The following is a 23,455-nucleotide window of genomic DNA, read 5'->3' on the forward strand; positions in this document are numbered from 1 at the left end:
CCTTTGCAACGTTATTTCCGAAGGGAGGTCGAAGACAATGACAATGATGATGTGGGCAACATCGCTGCATGTTTTCAATCAAAAGGCTATTCGACCTTCCGCCGACCGGGAATGAACGTACACCGATCACGAACAGCAGCAATCGGGCCGCAGAAGGGGGTAGTCTCGCTTTCTGCGGCCTTTTTGTACGCTTAGCCGCAGAAGCGCCTGTCTTCTGCGGCTTTTTGCATAGAAAGGAGGTGAGCGGGCATGACGATTCATTTGTTTTTTATCACAATCACGATTGAACGGAGAAAGCCGCGGAAGCGGAACATCGAAGAGGAGCGGTTCGCACGTGCGGCCGAGGAGGAGCTGCTTGACCGCAAATGTTCTGTCCATCAACGGGTGTTTTAAAAAAATAAGGATGAAAGGGGAGAAAATTCATGTCGATTGTACCGGTATGGCTTATGATGTGGATGGAACGGACGGGCGATTCGACTTGACTCGGGATAAAGGAGTGTAGCGCATGCTGCGCGTGCTGTTGTTGACGGTCGAATTTCACCAATTGTTCAAAATGTGGCGGAAGCGTTCCCCATCTTCTTTGGTAAAATAAAAATAAACGAGAAGGCCAAGGAGGGAACGGGGATGTTCGCCATCGTCATGGCAGTTGTGATTACGGCGTCGATCGCGCTTGTCGTCGCCGCGGAAGTGAGCGCCGAAGCAGGAGTGTAACAAGGGCGGCCTCCTGTCTGCGATGGGAGGGGAACAGCAGACGGGCTGCGCAAAAGAGCTGATCGTTTTGTTCATCGATGCGGGTGATACGGTTGCCACAGCCGGCTTCGTTAAGGGCCGGCTGAATTTTTTTGTCCAGACACGGACAACGGCCCCCCTGCATATACATAACGGTAGGCGGTTTCCGCCGATGACAGCAGGCGGGGGTGAGAGCATGTCCGGCATTTTTTCGGCGTTTGCGTTTTTGTTGAAAGAGATGACGTTTCTCGTCTCGTACATTAAAAACAATGCGTTTCCCCAGCCGTTAAGCCCGAAAGAAGAGGAAAAATATTTGGAACTGATGGCCAAAGGCGATGAGCAGGCCCGCAACCGGCTCATCGAACATAATTTGCGCCTCGTCGCTCATATTGTGAAAAAGTTTGAAAATACAGGGGAAGAAGTCGAAGATTTGATTTCGATTGGGACGATCGGTTTGATTAAGGCGATTGAAAGCTATTCATCTGGCAAGGGGACGAAACTCGCGACATACGCAGCCCGCTGTATTGAAAATGAGATCCTGATGCACTTGCGCTCATTGAAAAAAACGCGCAAAGACGTTTCCCTTCATGAACCGATCGGTCAAGACAAAGAAGGAAATGAAATTAGCCTGCTTGATATTTTAAAATCAGAAGGGCAAGATATCGTCGATGAAATCCAGCTGAACATGGAGCTCGAGCAAGTAAAAAAATATATTAGCGTGCTTGATGAGCGGGAAAAAGAAGTGATCGTCAACCGGTTTGGTCTCGGCCGCCAGCGAGAGAAAACGCAGCGCGAAATCGCCAAAGAGCTCGGCATTTCAAGAAGCTACGTCTCGCGCATCGAAAAACGGGCATTAATGAAAATGTTTCATGAGTTTTACCGGCAGGAAAAAGAAAAACGACGGTCATAAAACTCGGGAATGAGGCAGGCGCCTGATCGGCGGCCTGTTTTCTTTTGTTTATATGGCGGAGTTGCGGCAAAGCGCCTAATTGGAAAAAGCGGCCGGATCAAAAGCCGCTTTTTCCGGTTTCTTTATAAAATAGTTGCCGGCCCGCGTACTGTCAGCTATATTTATAATGGAACATCATTTCGCCAAATTTCGATTAAATGAGGGACGAATGTGAAACGTTGGATCATCATCGCGCTTTTACTCGCTTTAGGGTTGTGGCTTTTGCCGTACAGCGTGCCGCTTCTATTGGCGCTTGCCACCGCCCTTTTGTTAGAGCCGTCTATTCGCCGCTTGCAAGAGAGTTATCAGTTGAAGCGTGCGCATGCCGTGACGGTCATTTTTTCGTTATTTTTAGTGATCGTCGGGTTTTCGCTTTACTTTTTAATCGTCATTCTCGTTCAGCAAGTAATGGCGCTCTCGCAAAAGCTCCCTTACGTGCTAAGCGAAACAACAAAAGTGCTCGACCACCTCATCCAAACGTGGCAGTCATATTCCAGCTCAATTCCGCAAGAAATCATTGATTCATTGGAGCGCGGCGTCAATACGGTGCAACAAATGTTGCTGTCGTTTGCGACGAATTTGACGCAGTCGCTCGTCCATTATATTGCTGCGATCCCGGCGTTTTTTATTCACTTTTTAGTTTATTTAGTCGCCCTTTTTCTTATTTGTCTCGATTTGCCACAGTTGAAACAAGGAATCAAACGTTATTTGTCAGAGCGTACTCATCAACGGCTTTCAATGGTCGTCACACAGTTGAGCAAGGCGGGAGTTGGCTTTATTAAAGCTCAGTTTTTATTCAGTTTAGTTACGTTTTTCCTTGCGCTGGCCGGCCTGTTAATATTGGGCGTTGACTATGCTGCTTTAATGGCATTCATCATCGTCGTCGTCGACATTTTGCCGATTTTAGGGACCGGTTCGGTGCTCGTTCCGTGGGGCATCATCAGCATTGCTAGCGGTGATAACACACTCGGCATCGGGCTGATCGTTCTGTTTGTCGTCATTACTGTCGTGCGCCGGATCATCGAGCCGAAAGTGTTTTCGACCAATCTAGGCATTTCCCCGCTTGCGGCGCTCGTCAGCGTCTACCTCGGCTTTCAGCTGCTCGGCTTCATCGGGCTGTTCGTCGGCCCGGTTGTTGTTATTTTAGTTGAGACGCTCGTCAAAGCAGGGGTCATGAAATGGACGATCAAGCTATAACCAAGCCGGCTTCCGCCGGCTTGGTTTATTCGGAAGGATGAGGGCAAGGGAGGCTGGTTTTGCCGTTTCTATATCCATTTTTGTGAATAAAAGGGAACACAAGGATACAATGGACGGCAACGGATAAGGTGCGGCCGGCGGAAGGTGAAAAGACCGCCTTGATGGATGGCGGTCTTTTCCTGGCGGGCAGTTATGGATGGTTGAGCTCGGTGCGCGGCAAAATTAAAATTTCGACACGCCGGTTTTTCATCCGCCCGGCAGCGGTGGCGTTGGAGGCGATCGGCTTGTATTCGCCATACCCTTTGGCGCTGAAATAGCGCGGATCGAGTTGCTTGTTTTCAAGCAGCACTTTCATGAAATTGACGGCGCGCATGACGCTCAGCTCCCAGTTGGAAGCAAATTTCTCATTATGGATCGGCACGTTGTCCGTATGGCCGCTGATGATGATATTGCGCGGCGGGTTCATGACGAGCAAAGTGGAGATTTCCGCCGCAAGACGCCGGTCTTTCATGTGCACTTCGGCGCTGCCGGAGTCGAATAAAATGTCGTCTAAAATGGTGATGGCGAGCCCTTCGTCAGTCAACGATGTTTGCAGTTTTCCACCGAGCTTGTTTTCTCGAATGTAGACGTCGATCTTTTCTTTTACTTGCGCCAGCCCTTCTTTTTCCTGCTCACTCACGGCTGGGGAAGGCTGCTTTTCTTGTTGCCGCCCTTCTTCATCTTGGGCTGGCGGGGTGATTGGCTCCACCGGGCTTTGAAATTCGAGAACACCCGTTCCGCCGGCAAAAGCGTTACTGAAGGCGCGCGCGATTTCCTGAAACTTTTTTTGGTCAATTTGGCTGCTTGCAAACAAGACGATGAACAAAGCAAGCAAGAGCGTCAGTAAATCCGCGTACGGAATAAGCCATGATTCATTTATATGCTCGTCGTGTTCGTTCTTTTTTTTCTTACCCATTGACCGTTTCCCCTTGTGTCAGCACGTGGCGCCGCTCGCTTTCCGGCAAATACGAAGCAAGTTTCTGCTCGATCATGCGCGGGGCTTGTCCTTCCAAAATGGACAGCACCCCTTCAATCATGATGTAGCGCACTTTCGCTTCTTCTTTCGATTTCCGCCGCAACTTGTTGGCGAACGGATGCCAAAGCACGTAGCCGGTGAAAATCCCGAGCATTGTAGCGACGAATGCGGCGCTGATCGCCTGGCCGAGCTCAGCGATATTTTCCATGTTTCCAAGCGCGGCGATCAAGCCGATGACAGCGCCGAGCACCCCGAGTGTCGGCGCATATGTGCCGGCTTGCGTAAAAATGGCGGCGTTCGCTTCGTGCCGCTCTTCCATGGCCGCGATCTCTTCTGTCATCACATCGCGAATGAACTCTTGCGTCTGCCCGTCGATCGCCATGCTGAGCCCGTTGCGCAAAAACGGATCGTTGATGTCGTCCAGCTTCGCTTCAAGCGCCAGCAGTCCTTCGCGGCGGGCGACGTTCGCCCAGTCGACGAACAGCGGAATGAGCTGCTCGACCGTCGGGGTCGCCGGTTTGGTAAAAATGATTTTTAACAGCTTCGGCACTTTTTTAATTTCTTGCGTCGGAAAGGCGATCGTGACCGCTGCGGCTGTCCCGACGAGAATAATTAAAAGGGCGGCCGGATTGATTAGCACAGACGGCGATACGCCTTTAAAGTACATGCCGAGTCCAACAGCGATCACGCCCAAGATGACGCCGACGACTGATGTTTTATCCAAATTGATCCCCCCGCTCTTTCAGTGAAAACGATCTATGTTGCTTTTGTTTTATGAAGAAACCATATTTATCATATACTGAATAGAGAAGGTTGAAAAGGGAAAAAGGTGTGACTTCGGACATAAAAAAGCCGCCCGATCCATATGCCATTGGAAAGGGACAGCCCCAGCGATGGTCATATTTTTTTCAGTTTAAACGTTCCGACCATTAAAAACGATAAGATCAGCGCTAAAAACATAAACGATTGCGGCGGAAGGTACGGAATGGCCAAATAGCCTAACGTCATCAGCACCCCGGCTGCTGTAATCGGCAGCCCGGCAAAATAGCCGTTGTTCTCCGTGATGTTAAAGCGGGCGAGGCGAAAGGCGCCGCAGGCGATATACAAAATGGTGAACACCGCTCCTGGCGCACCGAATTCACGGAACAAGGCTTCGTACAGTAACAGGGCGGGCGCGACGCCAAAGGAAACAATGTCGCTCATCGAGTCAAGCTGTTTGCCGAGCTCGGATTCGATGTTCAGCTTCCGGGCGACGGCGCCGTCAAAGCGATCGACAAACGCTGCTAAAAAAATGAGAAGCACGCTCATGTGAAGCTGCCCGTTCAGCGTAGTCAAGACGGAAAAGCCGCCGAGCGATAAGTTCGTCATCGTTAAAATGTTGGCCATGTTGGCTTTTAACTTTTTTAACGTATAATCTAAATAATCCGATAAGAACACTCTCCCCACTCCTTTTCCAACAGAAAACGCCAAAAGAAAATTCTACTACCATTATACTCATTTTGGCGGTAATATGGAAGGTAGTAACAACCGGCGATGCTACATAACTGGAGGGAACATGCTTGCGAAAATGGCTGTACCGTTTGTTTATTGAGTTGACCAATCACTCGCTTTCCTCGAAGCTGCTCGCTTCGTTTGCCAGATCGCGCCTCAGCGCGCCGTTGATACCATCGTATGCGAAAATTTATCATATTAACCAAGAAGAAATGGAAAAAAGCCTAAAAAATTATAAAACGTTGCAGCAGTTGTTCGTTCGCCGGCTCAAAGCCGGGACTAGACCGGTCGATGCTGATGAGCATGCGGTCGTCAGTCCGGTCGATGCGGTCATTGAGGAAATGGGAACGATCCAAGAAACGAGTGAAATAATGGTCAAAGGGAAACCGTATTCGATTGCGGAAATGCTTGGCAGTGCCGAGGCTGCGCAACCGTATGTGAACGGGTTCTTTTTTATTCTGTATTTGAGCCCGAGCCATTATCACCGCATCCATAGCCCAATATCTGGCGTGATCGAAAAACAGTGGACGCTCGGCCGCAAATCATACCCTGTCAACCGCCTCGGCTTAAAATACGGGCGGCGGCCGCTTGAAAAAAACTATCGCCTCATCACAGAGGTCACGGCTGGCGGCAAGCGCATGGCCATCGTCAAGGTCGGCGCCATGTTTGTCAACAGCATTGAACTGACCCATAAGGGGGATCGGTTGGTGAAGGGGGAGGAAATGGCGTATTTTTCATTCGGCTCGACTGTCGTGCTCCTGTTTGAACGGGGAAGCTTTACGCCCGACCCGCGCATTGCCGCGCCGATGCCGATTAAAGTTGGCGAGCGGCTCGGCTATTGGCGCTAGGCGCGGACGTTTTGGCGAAACAAAAAAAGCCCGAAGGCCTTCGTTTATGATGACAATTTGATTTTATGGGCCAATGACCGACGCAGGATTTCCTTTTCGATCAGTTCGATGAATTCCGGGCTTAAATTGAGTTCTTTCGCCTTAAAGTACGATTCGATCAACAGCTCATCAGACAAATGTTTCATCGGCGAACGCCCTCCTTTTCCGATGGGAGATGGAATATAGCGAATATTCCATACATATAATGGTAGGTTACTTTCACTGTACCATGATTTGCAAAATAGAACAACCGCTCTATTATCCACAGAAAGCAGTGGATAACATGTGGAAAACGTGTTTATAAAATAGTGGAAGCATCGTCATTCGTTTGTGTACGATGTGGGTAACAGTTATCCACAAACCGGGGGGGTTGCGAAATTTGTCGAAAACTTTTTGTCATGCCGTTTTAGAGAAGGACGGCTGCCAAACTTTGTTTTGAAACGAACAGCCAAATCCGCTATGATGGGAAAAGCAGATGACAAAGGCAGGTGATTGACATGCTTCATTATTTTTTACCAAGCCAGTTTGCAAAGCGCGTCATTGACATTACACCGGATGAGCTGAAGGAAAAAGGGGTGAGAGGGATCATCACCGATCTTGACAATACGCTCGTCGAGTGGGACAGGCCAGGCGCGACCCCGGAACTGGCAGCCTGGTTTGAGGCGATCAAGCAGGCGGGCATTAAGGTCGTCATCGTATCGAATAATAATAAACGACGCGTGCAGTCGTTTGCCGAACCGCTCGGCATCCCGTTCATTTTTGAAGCGCGCAAACCGCTGACGCGCGCGTTTTTGCAGGCGTTGGCGATGATGGGGCTGAAAAAGGAGGAGGTCGTCGTCATCGGCGACCAGTTGCTGACTGATGTGCTCGGCGGCAACCGCCTCGGATTAAATACGATTTTAGTCGTCCCAATCGCTCAGACGGACGGGTTATGGACACGCTTTAACCGGAAAATAGAGCGGAAAATTTTACATGCCATGCGGAAAAAAGGGATGATTTACTGGGAGGAATGAATGTGGAGCCACAACTGCGTTGCATCGGCTGCGGGGCGGCCATCCAAGTTGAAGACCCAAAAAAGGCGGGGTATGCGCCGAAAAGCGTGCTTGAAAAAGAGGCGGAAGAAATCATTTGCCAACGTTGCTTTCGCCTAAAACATTATAACGAAGTGCAAGATGTGCCGCTTGATGATCACGATTTTTTGCAGATGCTGCACCGCATCGGGGAATCGAAGGCGCTTGTTGTTTACATCGTCGATATTTTCGATTTCAACGGCAGCTGGATTCCCGGTTTGCCGCGGTTTGCGGCGGACAATCCGATTTTGCTTGTCGGCAATAAGGCTGATTTGCTGCCGAGGTCGGTGAACTATCCGAAGCTGTTGCAATGGATGCGCCGCATGGCGGAGGAGCTCGGGCTGCGGCCGATTGATGTTCGTCTCGCCAGTGCGGCGAAAGGGATTGGCATGGCGGGCGTCATCGAGGCGATCGACCGCTATCGCGAAGACGGGGACGTCTATGTCGTCGGCTGCACGAACGTTGGCAAGTCGACGTTCATTAATCGGATCATTGAAGAGGCGACCGGCAAAGGGAATGTCATTACAACATCGTATTTCCCGGGGACGACACTTGATATGATCGAAATTCCGCTTGAGGGCGGAGCGTCGCTGTATGACACGCCGGGTATTATCAACCATCACCAAATGGCGCATTTCGTCGATGCGCGCGATTTAAAAATCATTACGCCGAAGCGGGAAATCCATCCGCGCGTGTATCAGCTCAATGAAGGGCAAACGCTCTTTTTCGGCGGCTTGGCCCGCCTTGATTACGTCAAAGGCGGGCGCCGCCCGTTTGTCTGTTACGTCGCCAACGACTTAACGATTCACCGGACAAAGCGGGAAAAAGCGGATTCGCTTTATGCCAACCAACTCGGCAACTTGCTCGCCCCGCCAAGCAAACGCTACGCGGATGAGTTTCCGCCGCTTGTGCCGCGCACGTTGTCGGTCAAGGAGCGAAAAACGGATATCGTCTTTTCCGGGCTCGGCTGGGTGACGTGCAACGACCCGGGCGCTCAGCTCGTTGTTCACGCCCCGAAAGGGGTCGATGTGTTTATTCGCCAGTCGTTGATTTAACGAGTACGGGAGGGGAGAAAGATGGAAAACGTATACGGTTTGCTTGGCTTTCCGGTCGAGCACTCGCTGTCGCCGCTCATGCATAACGACGCGTTCGCCTATTTCGGCATTTCGGCGCGCTACCATTTGTTTTCCGTCAAACCGGAGCAAGTCGGCGAAGCGATCGCCGGCGTGCGGGCGCTCGGCATCGCCGGGGTGAATGTGACGATTCCGCATAAAATGGCGGTCATTCCATTTTTGGATGAAGTGGATGAACACGCGCGCCGCATCGGAGCGGTCAACACGATCGTCAATGACAACGGACGGCTCGTCGGCTACAATACGGACGGACCTGGCTACGTTAAGGCGCTCGAGGAGGAAATGGATGTCCATCTTGACGGCAAGCGGATTTTGCTGATCGGCGCCGGCGGCGGGGCGCGCGGCATTTATTTTTCGCTGCTTTCGACCGCGGCCGCGCGCATTGATATCACCAACCGGACGACCGAAAAAGCGGCGCGGCTCGTCCGTGAAGGGGAGGATGGCCGCTCGGCCTTTTTCCCGCTTGCCGAGGCCGAGAAACGGCTGGCCGAATATGATATTATTATCAACACGACTTCGGCCGGCATGCATCCGCGTGTCAACGAACAGCCGCTTTCCCTTGAACGGCTGCGGCCGGGAACGGTCGTGTCCGATATTATTTACAATCCGTTCGAAACAAAATGGCTGAAGGAAGCGAAAGCACGCGGCGCCCGCGGGCAAAACGGCGTCGGCATGCTCGTGTACCAAGGGGCGCTCGCCTTTGAAAAATGGACCGGTCAATGGCCGGATGTCAACCGGATGAAACAGCTTGTCATCGATCAGTTGAGGAGGTAACATATGTTAACGGGAAAACAAAAACGGTTTTTGCGGGCGCAAGCCCACCATTTAAAGCCGATTTTTCAAGTCGGCAAAGGCGGCGTGACGGAGGCGATGACCGAACAAATCGCGGCGGCGCTCGAAGCGCGTGAACTGCTGAAGGTGAGCGTCTTGCAAAACTGTGAAGAGGACCGCCACATTGTCGCCGAACAGCTTGCCGAAGGGACGGGGGCCGAGCTCGTGCAAGTGATCGGCAATACGATCGTCTTATATAAGGAGTCGAAAGAACATAAACAAATCGTTTTGCCTGACTGAGAAGCAGTGCGGCCAAGGCAGACGGCGGGGGGGGAAGGAAGATGGGAAAAATCGGGATTTTCGGCGGCACGTTTGATCCGCCGCATTACGGCCATTTAATAATGGCCAATGAAGTGCTTGACGCCCTTCGGTTGTCACAAATTTGGTTTCTGCCAAACCGCATTCCTCCCCATAAGCAGCACGAGCAGGTGACAAGAAGCGAGGACCGGCTGCGCATGCTCGAGCTGGCGGTGGCCGGCCATCCACGCTTTCATATTGAGACGATCGAACTCGAACGGGAAGGGCCTTCCTACACGTACGACACGATCCGACAGCTTACGGCGGTGCATCCGGACGACGAATTTTACTTTATCATCGGCGCTGATATGGTCGAATACTTGCCAAATTGGCATCGCATTGAAGAGCTGATCGAGCTCGTGACGTTTGTCGGGGTCAAGCGTCCAGGGTTTTCGATGAAAACGCCATATCCGGTCATCGAGGTGGAAGCGCCGCAGTTTGCCGTATCGTCGTCGCTCATTCGCGAGCGGGTGAAAAGCGGACAAACGATCCGCTATTTAGTGCCGGAAGACGTCAGACTTTATATTGAGGAGAAGGGGTTATATGGAGCGAGAACAAGCGTTGCAGATTGTGAAAGAGCAGCTGACGGAGCATCGCTACGAGCATACGCTTGGCGTTGTCGAGACGGCCGTTAAGCTGGCGAAACGGTACGGGGCTGACGTGAAAAAAGCGGAATTGGCGGCCATTTTTCATGACTATGCGAAATTCCGCCCGGTCGAAGAAATGAAACAACTCATTTTAGCACAAAATATGCCCAACGATTTGCTCGCGTACAACAGCGAATTGTGGCATGCGCCCGTCGGCGCCTACCTAGTGCAAACGGAAGCCGGCATTGACGATCCGGACGTGCTCGATGCCATCCGTTACCATACGTCTGGCCGCGCTGGCATGACGCTGCTGGAGAAAATCATTTATTTGGCCGATTACATCGAGCCAGGGCGGCGCTTCCCCGGCGTTGATGACGTGCGGCGCCTGGCGGAAGAAGATCTCAACCGGGCGCTTTTGCAGGCGGTGAAAAACACGATCGCCTTTTTGCTAGAGAAGCGCCAGCTCATTTATCCGGATACGATTCATGCGTACAATTCACTCGTGCGCGAAGTGAAGGGGGAATGAAGTCGGTGACTGAACAAGAAGCATTGCAGCTTGTCGTCCGCGCGGCGGATGAAAAAAAAGCGGAAAATATCGTCGTCTTGAACATGAAAGGCATTTCACTCGTCGCCGATTATTTTGTCATTTGCCATGGCAACTCAGACAAGCAAGTGCAGGCGATCGCCCGCGAAATCCAAGACCAAGCGGCAGAACACGGCTTACCAGTGAAACGGATCGAAGGATTCCAAGAGGCGAAATGGGTGCTTGTCGATTTGGGTGACATCGTCGCTCACGTGTTTGCCAAAGAGGAGCGTGAGTATTACAACCTCGAGCGGCTTTGGGGGGACGCCCCGGCGGAAGACGTCGCGGCCGTGTTGCAGCCATGACCTATGCCCGCTTTGCCGATTGGTATGACGCGCTGATGGCCGAGGCGCCGTATGACAAGTGGCGGTCGTTTGTGGAACGAGCCTTTAACCGATATGCCCAACGGCCTGGCCGACAGGTAATCGACATCGGCTGCGGGACAGGGGAGCTTGCCATCCGCCTCGCCAAGGCCGGATGGCAAGTATCCGGCGTTGACTTGTCCGAGCATATGCTTGCCATCGCTCAGGAGAAAGCGGAGGAAGCCGGCGTTCATGTGCCGTTTTTTGAACAAAACATGGCCGAACTCGACGGGTTTTTCGATCTTGACGGCGCCTTTATTTTTTGCGATGCCCTCAATTATTTGACGGATGAGGAGGACGTCCAAAACACCTTCGCCGCCGTTTCCCGCGCTCTTGGCGCCGGCGGGCTGCTTTTGTTTGACGTCCATTCCGTTTATAAAATGGACGTTTTGTTCCGCGATGCCGTGTTTGCGGACCAAGGGGAGGACATCAGCTACATATGGACGTGCCATCTGCTCGATTGGCCGCACAGCGTCGGGCATGAACTGACATTTTTCGTCCGTCGCGGCAATCGGTACGAACGTTTCGACGAATGGCACGAACAGCGCACGTTCGAGCGCGCCGTTTACGAGCAGTGGCTGGCTGATGCCGGCTTTGAGGTGCTTGAAGTGACCGCCGATTTCACCGATGCCCCGCCGACCGAGACGGCGGAGCGGTTGTTTTTTGCTGCGCGGAAGCGGTGAGCGGAGAGAGGGCCATTGGTCTGCCCGCAGAGAGCAGCCGGGAAAACGTGCAGCTGCTTGCGCTGTTGCCAGCTTATTCGAAGAACAAAGGAAGAGGGAGTGTTCGTTTACCCACTCTCAAAGGATGATGAAGATATTGGTCGTTTCAAGGGAAAAGAGTGGCTTATTTATGTGGCCTTTTGCATGACCTAGGGAGGTTCTATCCTCTTTTTCAAGGCTATTTACAAAAGCAAGCCGATGGAGTTGCCCCAGCCAAAAGGCTGGGGCAACGCGAAAAACAGTAAACGGTCACGTCGCGAACAAACTAAGTGACAAATGTCCGCTAGTCCCAAGCGGGAAAGCCAAGGGTGATTTTTCGCCGGACAAAGAAGGAAGTTGCCGTTTGCTGTCGAATAAGTTTTTATGACGAAAACTGTTGCCTCACCTTCTCCACATCTTCTCGAAACTTCTCATGTGTTTTCCTTAGCACTTCCTCAAATACGCCGTCCATTTTTTGCTCGAGAACGGCAATGCCTTCGCCCGTAATGCCGCCTTTGACGCATACTTTTTCCTGCAAAGTTTGAAGCGTATACAAATCCCGTTTCAGCAATTCCCCGAGGCCGATGATCATGTCGGCTGCCAGCATGGTCGCCTGGTCTTTCGTGATGGCGGTCTTCGCTGCCGCCGCATCGATAAAGCGCTGCAGCAAATAGCTGAAAAACGCTGGGCCGCAGCTTGCGATGTCGGAAGCGACGCGGGTGATGGCGTCGTCAATCAAGACCGGTGTGGCGATGCGTCGGAGAAGGTCGTCGATCGTTTGCCGGCGGGCAGCTGAGCAGCGCGAGCCGAAGGTGACGAGGATGCTGCCGGAAAGCGCCCGGTTCGTGATGCTCGGAATGGCGCGCACCACTTGGCAAGGGACGGCCGCTTCCAGCTGTCCGACGCTGATCGGACTTGTGATTGACACAAGGCAATGCTCCCTTGTCCAGTGTGGGGCCAGCTGTTGCAGCAGTGGGTGGATGTCAAGCGGTTTGACGCATAAAAAGACGATGTCCGCCTGCTTGACCGTCTCAGGCGGATCGGCGGCAACCGTGATGCCGGGATAGGTGTTTTGTATATTGAACGCTTTTGCGAGCGTGCGGTTTGTAATGATGAGCTGTTCGGCTTTGACGGCGCCGGAGTCTACCAACGCTTCGATTAAAATCGTTCCCATATTCCCCGTGCCGATAACGCCGATGTTCATGTGCAGTCCCCTCCTCCCTCTTTTCGATATGTATGAAGATGTTCTCCGTTTTATGACTTCGTTTAGAAAGGATGAGTGCGATGTGGGAAACGGTTAAGACACGATGGAAAACAGGACTGATTGTCCTTTTTGTCGCCGCGGCAGGGCTGTGGGTGTTCGGCCGCCCGCCGGCCGAACGGGCACCCGTCGCCTTGCCGACGGCGGTTGGAACGGATGCGGCGGAGACGGAGGAACACGAAGGGAAGGAGCCGAAAGTCGTTGTCATTGATGTCAAAGGAGCGGTCGCCAAACCGGGAGTATACGAGATGCCGGCCGATGCCCGCGTCCGCGATGTCATCGCTAGGGCGGGCGGGCTGACGAACGAGGCGGACGCGGCAAGAGTCAACTTGGCGGCCAAGGTGCACGATGAAATGATGATTTACGTGCCGGCAAAAGGTGAGGCGGCGCTGGCGCCAGAAACGGCCGGGGCGGCGCCGGAAGCCGGGACGGAAAGCGGCCTGCAAGTGGCGGTCAATACGGCGACGGAAGAGGAGCTGATGCAAATTCCCGGCATCGGGCCGACGAAAGCCAAAGCGATCATCGCCTACCGCGATGAGCACGGACCGTTTCAGCGGGTTGAAGATTTGCTTAAGGTCAGCGGCATCGGGGAAAAAACATTGGAAAAATTAAAGCCGTATTTGCTTGTGCCATAAAGTGGGCAAGGAAAATGGATGCGTGTTTGCCCGCTGATGGGCGGGGATGCTGCAGGAGTTATGGCAACTTTTTTCAGCATTGACGGCGCTCAAGCCGGCCGATAGACTAAAATTATCGAAACAAGCGGAGGGACATGATATGGAACGAATGACATGGGACCAATATTTTATGGCGCAAAGCCATTTGCTGGCGCTGCGCAGCACGTGCACGAGGCTCGCGGTCGGGGCGACGATCGTGCGCGACAAACGCATTATCGCCGGTGGGTATAACGGCTCGATCGCCGGCGGCGCCCATTGCATTGATGAAGGGTGCTACGTCATTGACGGCCATTGCGTGCGGACGATCCACGCGGAAATGAACGCGATTTTGCAATGCGCCAAGTTTGGCGTCCCGACAGAAGGGGCGGAGATGTATGTCACCCATTTTCCGTGTTTGCATTGCTGCAAGGCGATCATTCAAAGCGGCATTCGCGCCGTGTATTATGCGCAAGATTACAAAAACCATCCGTATGCCCTTGAGCTGTTTGCCCAAGCCGGTGTCCGCCTCGTGCAAGTGCCGTTGAAGATGGACGTGTTTGCCCAGCTTTCCGGCGGAGGGGAACAATGAAAGGACAAGCCGTTTATATCGCCGCGGCGGCGCTTTTAGCCGCAGCGGCTGCCTTTTTGGTCAAACCCGCCTTTTTCCTCCTTTCCGGCTATCTTCTTCTGCTTCACGTTCACCGGAAGCGTCTGTTGATTCCCGCCTTGGCCGCGGCCTCGTTCTGTTTCATCTATGTTCTCGTCGTCGACCATTATAACAAAACGGCCCTTTCCGGCGGCCGCCATACCGTTTTGCTTCGCTTTCCCGCCCCGCCTTCGATCGACGGCGACCGGCTGCAGGCGCCGGTCAACGTAGGCCGGGAACGGGTGCAGCTTCGCTATACCATTCGGACGCCGGCGGAAAAAGCGGCGCTGCACGCCCACCTTATGCCCGGAACGGTTTGCCGCGTCACGGGGACGCTTGAGCGCCCGCAGCCGGCAAGCAATCCGTACGCGTTTGACTACCGCCGCTATTTGCGTTTCCACCGCATCCACTGGCTGTTTCTCCCCGAGGCGATCGATCTTTCTGCCTGCTTTCGCGCCCGTCCGACCGTGATCGAGCGGCTCGTTTCGCTTCGCGAAGCGGGCGTTCGCCGCATCGAAGCCCATCTTCCGCCGGAAGCGGCCGGCATTGCGGCCGCCCTGATTTATGGCGAGCGCCGTCAGCTTGATGACGAGGTGCTTGATGGTTATCAACAACTTGGTCTCATTCATTTGCTGGCGATTTCCGGCGGTCATGTCACCTTGCTTGTCAGCGCGGTGTTTGCCATAGCGATCCGTTTCGTGACGCGTGAGGCAGCCGCCGTCGCTTTAATGGCCGCGCTGCCCGTTTACGCGGTGCTCGCCGGCGCCTCGCCGTCAGTTTTGCGCGCTTGTGTGACAGGTATGATCGTGCTTGCTGTCGCGTGGAAAAAAGGGGCGATTCACCCGCTCGATGCGTTAAGTTGGACGGCGATTGCGCTTTTCGTCTTAGATCCGTACATGATGTTTGATATTGGCTTTCAATTGTCGTTTGTAGTGACGTTTGTCCTCCTCGTTCATTTTCCGGCGCTCGCCGCTGTTCGTTCCATGATCGGGCGGCTCTTCCAAACAGCGCTTGCCGCCCAGCTCGCCGCCCTGCCGATTTTGCTTTACCACTTTTATGAAGTTTCCGTATGGAGTGTCGTCCTCAATGTCGTGTTTGTCCCTTTGTATTCGTTTCTTATTTTGCCGTTGGCCGTTTTTGTTGCCGCTGTTCCGTTTCCTCCGCTCGTTTGGTTGTTCAGCCGCTTCATCGGGCTCACGAACACCGTTGTCCGTTTTTTCTCTGTCGATCACCCGTTTTCGCTTGTGCCCGGGCGTCCGGAGCCTTGGTGCTTAGCCGTTTATGCCGTTGCGGTCGCGGCCGCATGGCTGTTTTGGGAGCGCGGCCGGCTGCTTCACGGCTTGGCGGCGGTGGCGGCCGCCATGGTGCTTCAGCTTGCGAGTCCATACGTTAATCCAAAAGGGGAAGTGACGGTGTTGGATGTCGGCCAAGGCGACTGCCTTTACATCGAGCTTCCTTATCGAAAAGCCGTCTACCTTATCGACACCGGCGGGACGCCGGAACTAAAGGAGGAACGGTGGCGCCGGCGAATGCGGCCGTTTTCCGTCGGCCGCGATGTCGTCGTGCCGTTTTTAAAAGCGCAAGGGGTAAGGGCAATCGACAAGCTCATTCTTACGCATGATGACGCCGACCATATCGGAGCGGCTCCCGAGGTGCTAAAAGCGGTGCGCGTCAAGCGAATCGTCACAAGCCCAAAAGCGCTGCCGGCCATCCAAGCGATGGCGCGCCCGTTTTCTGTGCCGGTTGCCGCTGCATCGCGGGGGGAACGGTGGGAGGAAGGCGGCATAACGTTTGCTGTGATTCACCCGGAGGCGGGCAGTCAAGACGACAATAACGGCTCGCTCGTCTTGTTCGCCCGGCTTGGCGGTTTAGATTGGCTGTTTGCCGGAGACATTGAGAAGGAGGCGGAACGGGCGATCATCGGCATATATCCGCAGTTGCGCGCCGATGTGCTCAAAGTTGCCCACCATGGCAGCAGAACATCGACAACAGAGCCGTTTTTGCAAGCGGTGAAACCGCGGGCGGCCATCATTTCCGTCGGCCGCTTCAACCGTTACGGCCATCCGTCTCCGGATGTGTTGGAACGGCTGAAACAACAAGGTGTTCTCATTTGGCGGACAGATGAAAACGGGGCCATTCGTTATTTTTATGATGGAAAAAGCGGAACCTTTCAAGCGATGAAACCATAGAATGTAGTGCATAAAAAACGGAACCTTTCTCGTCGATCCAACGAGCGCATATTAGCCAAAAAGAAAAAAGGATTGCTTATGTAAGCAATCCTTTACCGGCCGAAAAATTCGATCAGCGTCGCGATGATGAACATCGTCGCGAAAAAGCCGAACGATACGATAAATCCGACGGCGGAATCGACGGCGTCATTCCGTTGGCTTTGCACTTCCTTTTCAAATACGTTCATCGTTTTCCCCCTCCTCGTGCAATCATTTTTAGTATAGACGAAAACGCTAAAAAAATCTACCGCCGCCTGTCCATTTTCCTTCCTTGACAACAGTTGACACAAATACTTTCAAACAGCCGGGAAAACATAAAAATAACCCGCTGGCAAATAAGGTCCTAGGACTTATTGGCCGGCGTTTATATAAAGGGGAACCGGTTTTTTCGACAGCCGGTTCCCTTGTAAAATGGCGAAAAACGGTGTATCTTTCTAGCAGGGAATCTTGCTAGAGAATGGAGAAGGGAACATGCTGGAACGCGTATGGGGAAACATTGAAAAACGGCGGTTTTCTCCCCTTTATTTATTATATGGCAGCGAGCCGTTTTTATTAACAGAAACGTACGAACGGTTGGTGAAGGCGGCGCTTGGCGAGGAAGAGCGCGAGTGGAACTCAGCGGTGTACGACTGTGAGGAAACGCCGGTGCAGGCGGCGCTTGAAGAGGCGGAAACGGTGCCGTTCTTCGGAGAACGGCGCGTCATTCTCATCAAACATCCATATTTTTTTACGGCTGAAAAAGAGAAGGAGATCGAGCACGACTTGGGAAAGCTGGAGGCATACATAAAAGCGCCGGCGCCGTTTTCGATCGTCGTCTTTTTTGCGCCGTATGACAAGCTTGATGAGCGGAAAAAAATCACGAAACTGGCCAAAGAGCACTGCGAAGTCGCCGTTGCCGCCCCGCTCGCTGAGGGGGAGTTGCGCGCCTGGGTGCGGCAGCGGATCGAGAGCCAAGGGGCGCGGGTTGATGACGAAGCGATCGATGTGCTCTTGCGGCGGGCCGGAACGCAGCTGGCCGCATTGGCGAACGAGATCGATAAACTCGCTTTGTTTGCCGGGCCGGGCGGGACGGTGGAGGCTGCGGCTGTCGAGCAACTTGTCGCCCGCACGCCGGAAGAAAATGTGTTCGTTCTTGTCGAGCAAGTCGCGAAGCGCGACATTCCGGCAGCGTTGCAGACGTTTTATGATTTGCTGGAAAACAATGAGGAGCCGATCAAAATTTTGGCGCTGCTCGCCGGCCATTTTCGTCTGCTGGCGCAAGTGAAATGGCTCGCCCAAGCGGGATATGGGCAGCCGCAAATCGCTTCTGCGCTGAAAGTGCACCCGTTTCGCGTCAAGCTCGCCCTTGGCCAGGCCGCCCGCTTTTCCGAGCAGGAACTGGCCGAGGCGATTGACGAACTGGCCGCCGCCGATTACGAGGTGAAAAGCGGAGCCATGGACCGCCGGTTGGCCGTTGAGCTGCTGCTGATGCGCTGGGGCGGCCGGCGGTGAAGCCAAACCGATGTTGTTCACTGTGCGCCCATAGGCAAAACCCGTTTTTTTCGCAATGAGGACATTGACTAGCCGGCGGGGCTTCGTCCTTTTATCTTTCATTAGGGAAACAAAAAACGACCTGGCGCCAGGTCGTTTTTCATTAGGAAGCTTGGATGCTGTTTAATTTTTTCGCTAAGCGCGATTTTTGCCGGCTGGCGGCATTTTTATGGATAAGGCCTTTGCTTGCGGCTTTGTCTAACTTCTTCGAAGCGATAATGAACGCTTCTTGCGCTTTTTCTACGTCTTTTAACTCAACGAGCGCTTCAAATTTTTTGATCGCCGTGCGCATGGCCGATTTCATCGAGGCGTTGTGAGCCCGACGTTTTTCGCTCGTTTTCGCGCGTTTGATCGCCGATTTAATGTTAGCCACGTCCGTTCACCTCCATTACCGTTCCTATTCTCGCTGTGAACAACAGGAAGAACAAATGTTATTCTATCAAACGTGTTTTGATTATGCAAGAGGATTCAAGCGAAAATCCTTTACGAAACATGAATGACCAAGCCCCATTGCGGCGACAATAAAAGAAAACGGCATAAACGAGGAGGAACGATATGGAACAGCCGCTCGATTTACGCATGTACTCGGTGCGCACCGACTTAGCGATCGAAGCCCATGAGATCGCGGTCGAGGAGCGCTTGCAGCAAAAAAAAGAAAGCGCCTCGCCGATTGAAGGGGTCATCATTCACGATCAAGAGATCGACGGTGTCAAGCTGTCGCACGTGCACGTGACAGAGCAAGGATCGGCATCGATCGGCAAAAAACCGGGCCATTATTTGACGATCGAAGCGCAAGGCATCCGCGAACAAAATACGGAATTGCAGCAAAAAGTGCAGCGCATTTTTTCCGAGCAGCTCAGCGCCTTTCTTAAGCGGCTTCGCATCCCGGATGGGGCAAGCTGCCTGATCGTCGGACTCGGCAACCAAAATGTTACCCCTGACGCGCTTGGTCCGCTGACGGTTGAAAACGTGCTCGTCACCCGCCATTTGTTTCAATTGCAGCCGGAAAGCGTTGAAGAAGGGTTCCGGCCGGTCAGCGCCCTCGCCCCGGGGGTGATGGGAACGACCGGCATTGAGACGAGCGACATCATCGACGGCGTCGTCCGAAAAACGAAGCCGGATTTTGTCATCGTCATTGACGCGTTGGCTGCCCGCTCGATCGAACGAGTCAATGCAACAATCCAAATTTCCGATACCGGCATCCATCCTGGTTCCGGGGTTGGCAACAAGCGGAAAGAGCTGAGCTACGAGACGCTCGGCATCCCGGTCATTTCGATCGGTGTCCCGACAGTCGTTGATGCCGTCTCGATCACAAGCGACACGATCGACTTCATTTTAAAACATTTCGGCCGCGAGATGCGCGAAGGACAGCGGCCATCAAGCGCTCTCGCCCCGTCCGGCTGGACGTTCGGGCGCAAAAAGAAGTTGACGGAACAAGATATGCCGTCGCCGCAAGAACGGTCGACGTTTCTCGGCATGGTCGGCACGCTCGGCGATGAAGAAAAGCGCCGCCTCATTTATGAAGTGCTCGCCCCGCTCGGCCATAACTTAATGGTGACGCCGAAGGAGGTCGATTCGTTTATCGGCGATATGGCGAACTTATTGGCCGGCGGCTTGAACGCGGCGCTGCATCGGCAAGTCGATCAAGGCAATACAGGCTCGTACACCCATTAGGCAAAAAACGGTTCTATCTTTTCCCGCTTGGCCATACGTTAAAGTGAGGAGACAAGCCGGGAAAGGGTGGGAATATGAAACGAGGGCGCTCCCCAAACGTTGTGATCACCGTTCCAGGAGCCAGCTTAAAAAAACTGTTTATGCTCGTCATTGTTGGATGCATGATGATGTTTATGCTCGTCGGAGCGCTGACGTCGCTGCGTCCGGAATACCGCCCGTCGTCATCGTCGCTCAACGATATGGCGGCCCATTTTCCGGAAGAAACGTTCATTCGCCTGTTCGGGCTTGAAAACCGTTATTTTGCCCAGCTGCTGCCGAAGGAGCGGCAACAGACGAATTACTCGTCGCTGTTGTTCCGCCTGGCGACAAGCATCAATCCCGATGACCCGCGCAGCCTGCTCGGCAGCGAGCTGCCGGGCTTTGCCTTATATGACAGCAAAATTTTGATCGCCGGCGAAGGGACGGATTACACGAACATTCCGTATGAATCGGCGCCGCCGCTTGAGGTGATGCTCGCTGAGCGGCAAGCGTCAGTGGAGGAGCTGGAACAAGCGGAGCAAAACCAAGACGAAAAGCCGCTCCCGCCGCCGGCGCAGACAACGGGAGGAAGAGAAGTCGTCTACATTTACCATACACATACGCGCGAGTCGTATTTGCCGGCCTTAAAAGGCGTGACCGATCCGGATTTGGCGTTTCACCAAAGCGTAAACGTGACGAAAGTCGGCGAAAAACTAATGGAAGAATTAGAGAAGCGGGGAATTGGCGCGCAAATTAACAAAACCGATATTGAAGCCGAGCTGTTGAAAAAAGGGATGAAATACGGCCAGGCGTACGATATGTCGCGGCAAACGGTCGTCGCGGCAATGAAGCAAAACCGTGACTTGCAATATTTCATCGATATTCACCGCGATGCGCATCGGCGGAAGCATACGACGACGACGATCAATGGCGTCGATTATGCACGTGTGGCGTTTATTGTCGGCGGCGAGAACGCGGAATACGAGAAAAACTTGCAGCTGGCGACGGAGCTTCATCATTTGCTGCAAAAAAAATACCCGGGGCTAAGCCGCGGAGTCATTAAGAAGCAAGGGGCGGGAACGGACGGAAAGTTTAATCAAGATTTATCCGGGAACGCGATTTTAGTGGAATTTGGCGGCGTCGATAATACGTTTGCCGAGCTGTTCCGTTCGGCGGCGGCGTTTGCCGATGTGTTCAGCGAATATTATTGGCAGGCGGAAAAAGTCGAGGCGCCGGCTCCGGCAGAGAAAAAGTAAAGGGGCGTCGTATATGGCAAGATGGTTCATTCGGTTTAGTGCAGCGCTCTTTCTCCTTTTTTTCGGTGTGCTGTTTGGCATGCAGCAGGCGCATCACGGCATGGAACGGATGCGCGGCTATGCCGACCCGTCGTTTCCGTCCGTTATTCAGATCGAGAAAAATGGGAACGGAGAGCTTGAAGCGGCGGTGTTCGGACAGACGGTGACAGCGAGTGATTTGCAGGAAAAACAGGAAACGATTCAAGAGTTAAAAACGTTCAATCTCTTTTCTGAACTCGGCCGGCAGTTTGCTGACGCGGCGACGGCGTTCATGGAAACGTTGCTTTCGCTCGTCGGCCGCGTGTTTAGTTAGCCGGTTCGCCGATTTCCGGACGGATCAAAAAAAGCTCGTTGCCCCGCCACGTATGGCGGCTTTTTTGTTTTTGTCTTGGTCATTGAATCTTCTTCGCACTGTTGCTATAATCAAAGCTAGTGTAGTTTTGCGAAGAAGCAGGAGTGAGAGACAATGAACCGGGAAGAACGGTTGAAACGACAAGAACGGATTCGCAATTTTTCGATTATCGCCCACATTGACCACGGAAAATCGACGCTTGCGGACCGCATTTTAGAAAAAACGGGCGCGCTGTCAGAGCGCGAGCTGCGCGAACAGACGCTGGATATGATGGATCTTGAGCGCGAGCGCGGCATCACGATTAAATTGAATGCGGTCCAGTTGACATATAAAGCGAAAAATGGGGAAGAGTATATTTTCCATTTGATCGATACGCCGGGCCACGTCGATTTTACGTATGAGGTGTCGCGCAGCCTCGCTGCCTGCGAAGGAGCGATTTTAGTCGTCGATGCCGCCCAAGGCATTGAAGCGCAGACGCTCGCGAACGTATATTTGGCCATTGACAACAACTTGGAGATTTTGCCGGTTATTAATAAAATCGATTTGCCAAGCGCCGAGCCGGAGCGCGTCCGCCAAGAAATTGAGGATGTCATCGGCCTCGACGCCTCCGAGGCGGTGCTCGCCTCCGCGAAAGTCGGCATCGGCATCGAGGACATTTTAGAGCAAATCGTGGAAAAGATTCCGGCCCCGTCAGGCGATCCGGACGCGCCGCTAAAGGCGCTTATTTTCGATTCGCTTTATGATCCGTACCGCGGCGTCGTCGCTTATGTCCGCATCGTTGATGGAACGGTCAAGCCGGGCCAGCGCATTAAAATGATGTCGACCGGCAAAGAGTTTGAAGTGACCGAAGTCGGCGTGTTCACGCCAAAACAAAAAATTGTCGACGAACTGACGGTCGGCGATGTCGGCTATTTGACCGCGTCGATCAAAAACGTAAAAGATACGCGCGTCGGCGATACGATCACCGATGCCGAACGGCCGGCCGCCGAGCCGCTCCCCGGCTACCGGAAGCTCAACCCGATGGTGTTTTGCGGCATGTACCCGATCGATACGGCGCGCTACAACGACTTGCGCGAAGCGCTAGAAAAGCTGCAGCTGAACGATGCGGCGCTCCACTTTGAGCCGGAAACGTCGCAGGCGCTCGGGTTCGGTTTTCGTTGCGGGTTTCTCGGTTTGCTCCATATGGAGATTATCCAAGAGCGGATCGAGCGCGAGTTTCATATCGATTTAATTACAACGGCGCCGAGCGTCGTCTACAAAGTATATTTGACGGACGGAACGGAAGTCGCCGTCGACAACCCGACGAACATGCCCGATCCGCAAAAAATCGACCGCATCGAAGAGCCGTATGTGAAAGCGACGATCATGGTGCCGAACGACTACGTTGGGCCGGTGATGGAGCTGTGCCAAGGGAAGCGCGGCACGTTTGTCGATATGCAATATTTAGACGAAAAACGGGTGATGTTGATTTACGATATTCCGCTGTCGGAAATCGTGTATGACTTTTTCGACGCCTTAAAATCGAACACGAAAGGGTACGCGTCGTTTGACTATGAATTGATCGGCTATCGGCCGTCCAATCTCGTCAAGATGGATATTTTGTTGAATGGCGAAAAAATCGATGCTTTATCGTTTATCGTTCATCGCGATTCCGCCTACGAGCGCGGCAAAGTGATCGTCGAGAAGCTGAAAGATTTAATCCCGCGCCAGCAGTTTGAAGTGCCGGTGCAGGCGGCGATCGGCAATAAAATCATCGCCCGCTCGACGATCAAGGCGCTGCGTAAAAACGTGCTCGCCAAATGTTACGGCGGCGACGTGTCGCGGAAACGAAAGCTGCTTGAGAAGCAAAAAGAAGGAAAGAAACGGATGAAGCAAATCGGTTCGGTCGAAGTGCCGCAAGAAGCGTTTATGGCTGTCTTGAAAATCGACGACCAGAAAAAATGATGGGCAGGGCTGTCTCCTCCGG

Annotated in this window: 28 protein-coding genes; 21 read left to right on the forward strand and 7 right to left on the reverse strand. The window is 53.3% G+C overall.

All coding sequences use genetic code 11. From position 1 onward, the window contains the following. Window positions 1-249: 249 nt before the first annotated feature. The 4 genes from B9L21_RS03290 to ytvI all read left to right on the forward strand — a co-directional run bounded on the left by B9L21_RS03290 (window position 250) and on the right by ytvI (window position 2,875). The gene (locus B9L21_RS03290) at window positions 250-393 is read left to right on the forward strand and encodes a YrzI family small protein (RefSeq protein ID WP_082816520.1); all 144 of its coding nucleotides are present in this window, start codon (window positions 250-252) and stop codon (window positions 391-393) included. Between the two features lie 162 nt (window positions 394-555). Then, on the forward strand, window positions 556-711 hold the full coding sequence (locus B9L21_RS17540; RefSeq protein WP_156485818.1) for a hypothetical protein: 156 nt from the start codon (window positions 556-558) through the stop codon (window positions 709-711). A gap of 214 nt (window positions 712-925) precedes the next feature. Further along, the gene (gene sigK, locus B9L21_RS03300) at window positions 926-1,639 is read left to right on the forward strand and encodes an RNA polymerase sporulation sigma factor SigK (protein ID WP_063165199.1); all 714 of its coding nucleotides are present in this window, start codon (window positions 926-928) and stop codon (window positions 1,637-1,639) included. 210 nt (window positions 1,640-1,849) lie between these two features. Beyond that, window positions 1,850-2,875: a sporulation integral membrane protein YtvI gene (gene ytvI / locus B9L21_RS03305; RefSeq protein ID WP_063165201.1), complete on the forward strand. Its 1,026-nt coding sequence runs from the start codon at window positions 1,850-1,852 to the stop codon at window positions 2,873-2,875. Window positions 2,876-3,065: 190 nt separating this feature from the next. Here the strand turns inward: ytvI and motB are convergent, their stop codons facing one another. The 3 genes from motB to pssA form a co-directional block, all read right to left on the reverse strand. Further along, window positions 3,066-3,830 carry a flagellar motor protein MotB gene (gene motB, locus B9L21_RS03310; RefSeq protein ID WP_063165202.1) on the reverse strand — a complete coding sequence of 255 codons (765 nt, stop codon included), beginning with the start codon at window positions 3,828-3,830 and terminating at the stop codon, window positions 3,066-3,068. Next, entirely contained in the window at window positions 3,823-4,614 is a 792-nt protein-coding gene (gene motA, locus B9L21_RS03315) for a flagellar motor stator protein MotA (RefSeq protein ID WP_063165203.1), read from the reverse strand. The genes motB and motA overlap by 8 nt, the downstream gene beginning before the upstream one ends. Window positions 4,615-4,787: 173 nt before the next feature. After that, window positions 4,788-5,327, reverse strand: coding sequence for a CDP-diacylglycerol--serine O-phosphatidyltransferase (pssA, locus tag B9L21_RS03320; protein WP_063165204.1), 540 nt, complete (start codon window positions 5,325-5,327; stop codon window positions 4,788-4,790). A gap of 122 nt (window positions 5,328-5,449) precedes the next feature. Between pssA and B9L21_RS03325 the strand changes: the two genes are divergently transcribed. After that, the gene (locus B9L21_RS03325) at window positions 5,450-6,229 is read left to right on the forward strand and encodes a phosphatidylserine decarboxylase (protein WP_063165205.1); all 780 of its coding nucleotides are present in this window, start codon (window positions 5,450-5,452) and stop codon (window positions 6,227-6,229) included. A 44-nt stretch (window positions 6,230-6,273) separates the two neighbouring features. Here B9L21_RS03325 and B9L21_RS03330 read toward each other — a convergent pair whose 3' ends face one another. Continuing rightward, window positions 6,274-6,414, reverse strand: coding sequence for a sporulation histidine kinase inhibitor Sda (locus B9L21_RS03330; RefSeq protein ID WP_063165206.1), 141 nt, complete (start codon window positions 6,412-6,414; stop codon window positions 6,274-6,276). A 351-nt stretch (window positions 6,415-6,765) separates the two neighbouring features. Between B9L21_RS03330 and B9L21_RS03335 the strand changes: the two genes are divergently transcribed. From B9L21_RS03335 to B9L21_RS03370, 8 genes are read left to right on the forward strand one after another with little or no spacing between them, the layout of a single operon-like run. Next, window positions 6,766-7,281 carry a YqeG family HAD IIIA-type phosphatase gene (locus tag B9L21_RS03335; protein ID WP_063165207.1) on the forward strand — a complete coding sequence of 172 codons (516 nt, stop codon included), beginning with the start codon at window positions 6,766-6,768 and terminating at the stop codon, window positions 7,279-7,281. A 2-nt stretch (window positions 7,282-7,283) separates the two neighbouring features. After that, the gene (gene yqeH, locus B9L21_RS03340) at window positions 7,284-8,393 is read left to right on the forward strand and encodes a ribosome biogenesis GTPase YqeH (protein ID WP_063165208.1); all 1,110 of its coding nucleotides are present in this window, start codon (window positions 7,284-7,286) and stop codon (window positions 8,391-8,393) included. Between the two features lie 21 nt (window positions 8,394-8,414). Then, window positions 8,415-9,245: a shikimate dehydrogenase gene (gene aroE / locus B9L21_RS03345; protein WP_063165209.1), complete on the forward strand. Its 831-nt coding sequence runs from the start codon at window positions 8,415-8,417 to the stop codon at window positions 9,243-9,245. A 3-nt stretch (window positions 9,246-9,248) separates the two neighbouring features. Beyond that, entirely contained in the window at window positions 9,249-9,542 is a 294-nt protein-coding gene (yhbY, locus tag B9L21_RS03350; RefSeq protein WP_063165210.1) for a ribosome assembly RNA-binding protein YhbY, read from the forward strand. Window positions 9,543-9,583: 41 nt separating this feature from the next. Beyond that, window positions 9,584-10,234 (forward strand): nicotinate-nucleotide adenylyltransferase, encoded by a 651-nt coding sequence (locus B9L21_RS03355; RefSeq protein ID WP_063165211.1) that lies wholly within the window; start codon window positions 9,584-9,586, stop codon window positions 10,232-10,234. Beyond that, complete coding sequence (gene yqeK / locus B9L21_RS03360) at window positions 10,143-10,712, forward strand: bis(5'-nucleosyl)-tetraphosphatase (symmetrical) YqeK (protein WP_063165212.1); 570 nt, start codon at window positions 10,143-10,145, stop codon at window positions 10,710-10,712. Before B9L21_RS03355 ends, yqeK begins: the two co-directional genes overlap by 92 nt. A 5-nt stretch (window positions 10,713-10,717) precedes the next feature. Then, window positions 10,718-11,074, forward strand: coding sequence for a ribosome silencing factor (rsfS, locus tag B9L21_RS03365; RefSeq protein WP_063167297.1), 357 nt, complete (start codon window positions 10,718-10,720; stop codon window positions 11,072-11,074). Continuing rightward, window positions 11,071-11,814 carry a class I SAM-dependent DNA methyltransferase gene (locus tag B9L21_RS03370; RefSeq protein ID WP_063165213.1) on the forward strand — a complete coding sequence of 248 codons (744 nt, stop codon included), beginning with the start codon at window positions 11,071-11,073 and terminating at the stop codon, window positions 11,812-11,814. Before rsfS ends, B9L21_RS03370 begins: the two co-directional genes overlap by 4 nt. Before the next feature lie 400 nt (window positions 11,815-12,214). On the opposite strand, the gene comER is transcribed toward B9L21_RS03370, so the two are convergent. Beyond that, a complete protein-coding gene (gene comER, locus B9L21_RS03375) occupies window positions 12,215-13,036 on the reverse strand; it encodes a late competence protein ComER (RefSeq protein ID WP_063165214.1) in 822 nt (273 codons plus the stop codon). 80 nt (window positions 13,037-13,116) lie between these two features. On the opposite strand from comER, the gene B9L21_RS03380 reads away from it, so the two are divergent. From B9L21_RS03380 to B9L21_RS03390, 3 genes are all read left to right on the forward strand, one after another. Next, window positions 13,117-13,728, forward strand: coding sequence for a helix-hairpin-helix domain-containing protein (locus tag B9L21_RS03380; RefSeq protein WP_063165215.1), 612 nt, complete (start codon window positions 13,117-13,119; stop codon window positions 13,726-13,728). A gap of 139 nt (window positions 13,729-13,867) precedes the next feature. Then, window positions 13,868-14,335, forward strand: coding sequence for a ComE operon protein 2 (locus B9L21_RS03385; RefSeq protein WP_063167298.1), 468 nt, complete (start codon window positions 13,868-13,870; stop codon window positions 14,333-14,335). Next, window positions 14,332-16,581: a DNA internalization-related competence protein ComEC/Rec2 gene (locus B9L21_RS03390; protein WP_063165216.1), complete on the forward strand. Its 2,250-nt coding sequence runs from the start codon at window positions 14,332-14,334 to the stop codon at window positions 16,579-16,581. Before B9L21_RS03385 ends, B9L21_RS03390 begins: the two co-directional genes overlap by 4 nt. A gap of 92 nt (window positions 16,582-16,673) precedes the next feature. Here B9L21_RS03390 and B9L21_RS03395 read toward each other — a convergent pair whose 3' ends face one another. Further along, window positions 16,674-16,808, reverse strand: coding sequence for a YqzM family protein (locus B9L21_RS03395; RefSeq protein ID WP_011231993.1), 135 nt, complete (start codon window positions 16,806-16,808; stop codon window positions 16,674-16,676). Window positions 16,809-17,091: 283 nt separating this feature from the next. Here B9L21_RS03395 and holA point away from each other — a divergent pair, with 283 nt between their 5' ends. After that, window positions 17,092-18,111 (forward strand): DNA polymerase III subunit delta, encoded by a 1,020-nt coding sequence (gene holA / locus B9L21_RS03400; RefSeq protein ID WP_063165217.1) that lies wholly within the window; start codon window positions 17,092-17,094, stop codon window positions 18,109-18,111. A gap of 142 nt (window positions 18,112-18,253) precedes the next feature. On the opposite strand, the gene rpsT is transcribed toward holA, so the two are convergent. After that, window positions 18,254-18,523, reverse strand: coding sequence for a 30S ribosomal protein S20 (gene rpsT / locus B9L21_RS03405; protein WP_008879927.1), 270 nt, complete (start codon window positions 18,521-18,523; stop codon window positions 18,254-18,256). Window positions 18,524-18,705: 182 nt separating this feature from the next. On the opposite strand from rpsT, the gene gpr reads away from it, so the two are divergent. From gpr to lepA, 4 genes are all read left to right on the forward strand, one after another. Continuing rightward, window positions 18,706-19,824: a GPR endopeptidase gene (gpr, locus tag B9L21_RS03410; RefSeq protein ID WP_063165218.1), complete on the forward strand. Its 1,119-nt coding sequence runs from the start codon at window positions 18,706-18,708 to the stop codon at window positions 19,822-19,824. Window positions 19,825-19,898: 74 nt separating this feature from the next. Next, a complete protein-coding gene (spoIIP, locus tag B9L21_RS03415; protein WP_063165219.1) occupies window positions 19,899-21,098 on the forward strand; it encodes a stage II sporulation protein P in 1,200 nt (399 codons plus the stop codon). 13 nt (window positions 21,099-21,111) lie between these two features. Continuing rightward, window positions 21,112-21,450: a DUF3679 domain-containing protein gene (locus B9L21_RS03420; protein WP_063165220.1), complete on the forward strand. Its 339-nt coding sequence runs from the start codon at window positions 21,112-21,114 to the stop codon at window positions 21,448-21,450. Window positions 21,451-21,603: 153 nt separating this feature from the next. After that, window positions 21,604-23,433 (forward strand): translation elongation factor 4, encoded by a 1,830-nt coding sequence (gene lepA, locus B9L21_RS03425; RefSeq protein ID WP_063165221.1) that lies wholly within the window; start codon window positions 21,604-21,606, stop codon window positions 23,431-23,433. Window positions 23,434-23,455: the final 22 nt, after the last annotated feature.

This window comes from Geobacillus uzenensis, assembly GCF_002217665.1.
GTDB classification, from domain to species: Bacteria; Bacillota; Bacilli; order Bacillales; family Anoxybacillaceae; genus Geobacillus; species Geobacillus subterraneus.

What these genes read in the sequence shown, in the direction of transcription:
- B9L21_RS03290 (WP_082816520.1), top strand. Translation starts at nt 250, where the DNA reads ATGACGATTCATTTGTTTTTTATCACAATCACGATTGAACGGAGAAAG.
- sigK (WP_063165199.1), top strand. Translation starts at nt 926, where the DNA reads ATGTCCGGCATTTTTTCGGCGTTTGCGTTTTTGTTGAAAGAGATGACG.
- motB (WP_063165202.1), bottom strand. Translation starts at nt 3,830, where the DNA reads ATGGGTAAGAAAAAAAAGAACGAACACGACGAGCATATAAATGAATCA.
- B9L21_RS03330 (WP_063165206.1), bottom strand. Translation starts at nt 6,414, where the DNA reads ATGAAACATTTGTCTGATGAGCTGTTGATCGAATCGTACTTTAAGGCG.
- B9L21_RS03335 (WP_063165207.1), top strand. Translation starts at nt 6,766, where the DNA reads ATGCTTCATTATTTTTTACCAAGCCAGTTTGCAAAGCGCGTCATTGAC.
- aroE (WP_063165209.1), top strand. Translation starts at nt 8,415, where the DNA reads ATGGAAAACGTATACGGTTTGCTTGGCTTTCCGGTCGAGCACTCGCTG.
- yhbY (WP_063165210.1), top strand. Translation starts at nt 9,249, where the DNA reads ATGTTAACGGGAAAACAAAAACGGTTTTTGCGGGCGCAAGCCCACCAT.
- B9L21_RS03355 (WP_063165211.1), top strand. Translation starts at nt 9,584, where the DNA reads ATGGGAAAAATCGGGATTTTCGGCGGCACGTTTGATCCGCCGCATTAC.
- yqeK (WP_063165212.1), top strand. Translation starts at nt 10,143, where the DNA reads ATGGAGCGAGAACAAGCGTTGCAGATTGTGAAAGAGCAGCTGACGGAG.
- B9L21_RS03370 (WP_063165213.1), top strand. Translation starts at nt 11,071, where the DNA reads ATGACCTATGCCCGCTTTGCCGATTGGTATGACGCGCTGATGGCCGAG.
- comER (WP_063165214.1), bottom strand. Translation starts at nt 13,036, where the DNA reads ATGAACATCGGCGTTATCGGCACGGGGAATATGGGAACGATTTTAATC.
- B9L21_RS03380 (WP_063165215.1), top strand. Translation starts at nt 13,117, where the DNA reads ATGTGGGAAACGGTTAAGACACGATGGAAAACAGGACTGATTGTCCTT.
- B9L21_RS03385 (WP_063167298.1), top strand. Translation starts at nt 13,868, where the DNA reads ATGGAACGAATGACATGGGACCAATATTTTATGGCGCAAAGCCATTTG.
- B9L21_RS03390 (WP_063165216.1), top strand. Translation starts at nt 14,332, where the DNA reads ATGAAAGGACAAGCCGTTTATATCGCCGCGGCGGCGCTTTTAGCCGCA.
- B9L21_RS03395 (WP_011231993.1), bottom strand. Translation starts at nt 16,808, where the DNA reads ATGAACGTATTTGAAAAGGAAGTGCAAAGCCAACGGAATGACGCCGTC.
- holA (WP_063165217.1), top strand. Translation starts at nt 17,092, where the DNA reads ATGCTGGAACGCGTATGGGGAAACATTGAAAAACGGCGGTTTTCTCCC.
- gpr (WP_063165218.1), top strand. Translation starts at nt 18,706, where the DNA reads ATGGAACAGCCGCTCGATTTACGCATGTACTCGGTGCGCACCGACTTA.
- spoIIP (WP_063165219.1), top strand. Translation starts at nt 19,899, where the DNA reads ATGAAACGAGGGCGCTCCCCAAACGTTGTGATCACCGTTCCAGGAGCC.
- B9L21_RS03420 (WP_063165220.1), top strand. Translation starts at nt 21,112, where the DNA reads ATGGCAAGATGGTTCATTCGGTTTAGTGCAGCGCTCTTTCTCCTTTTT.
- lepA (WP_063165221.1), top strand. Translation starts at nt 21,604, where the DNA reads ATGAACCGGGAAGAACGGTTGAAACGACAAGAACGGATTCGCAATTTT.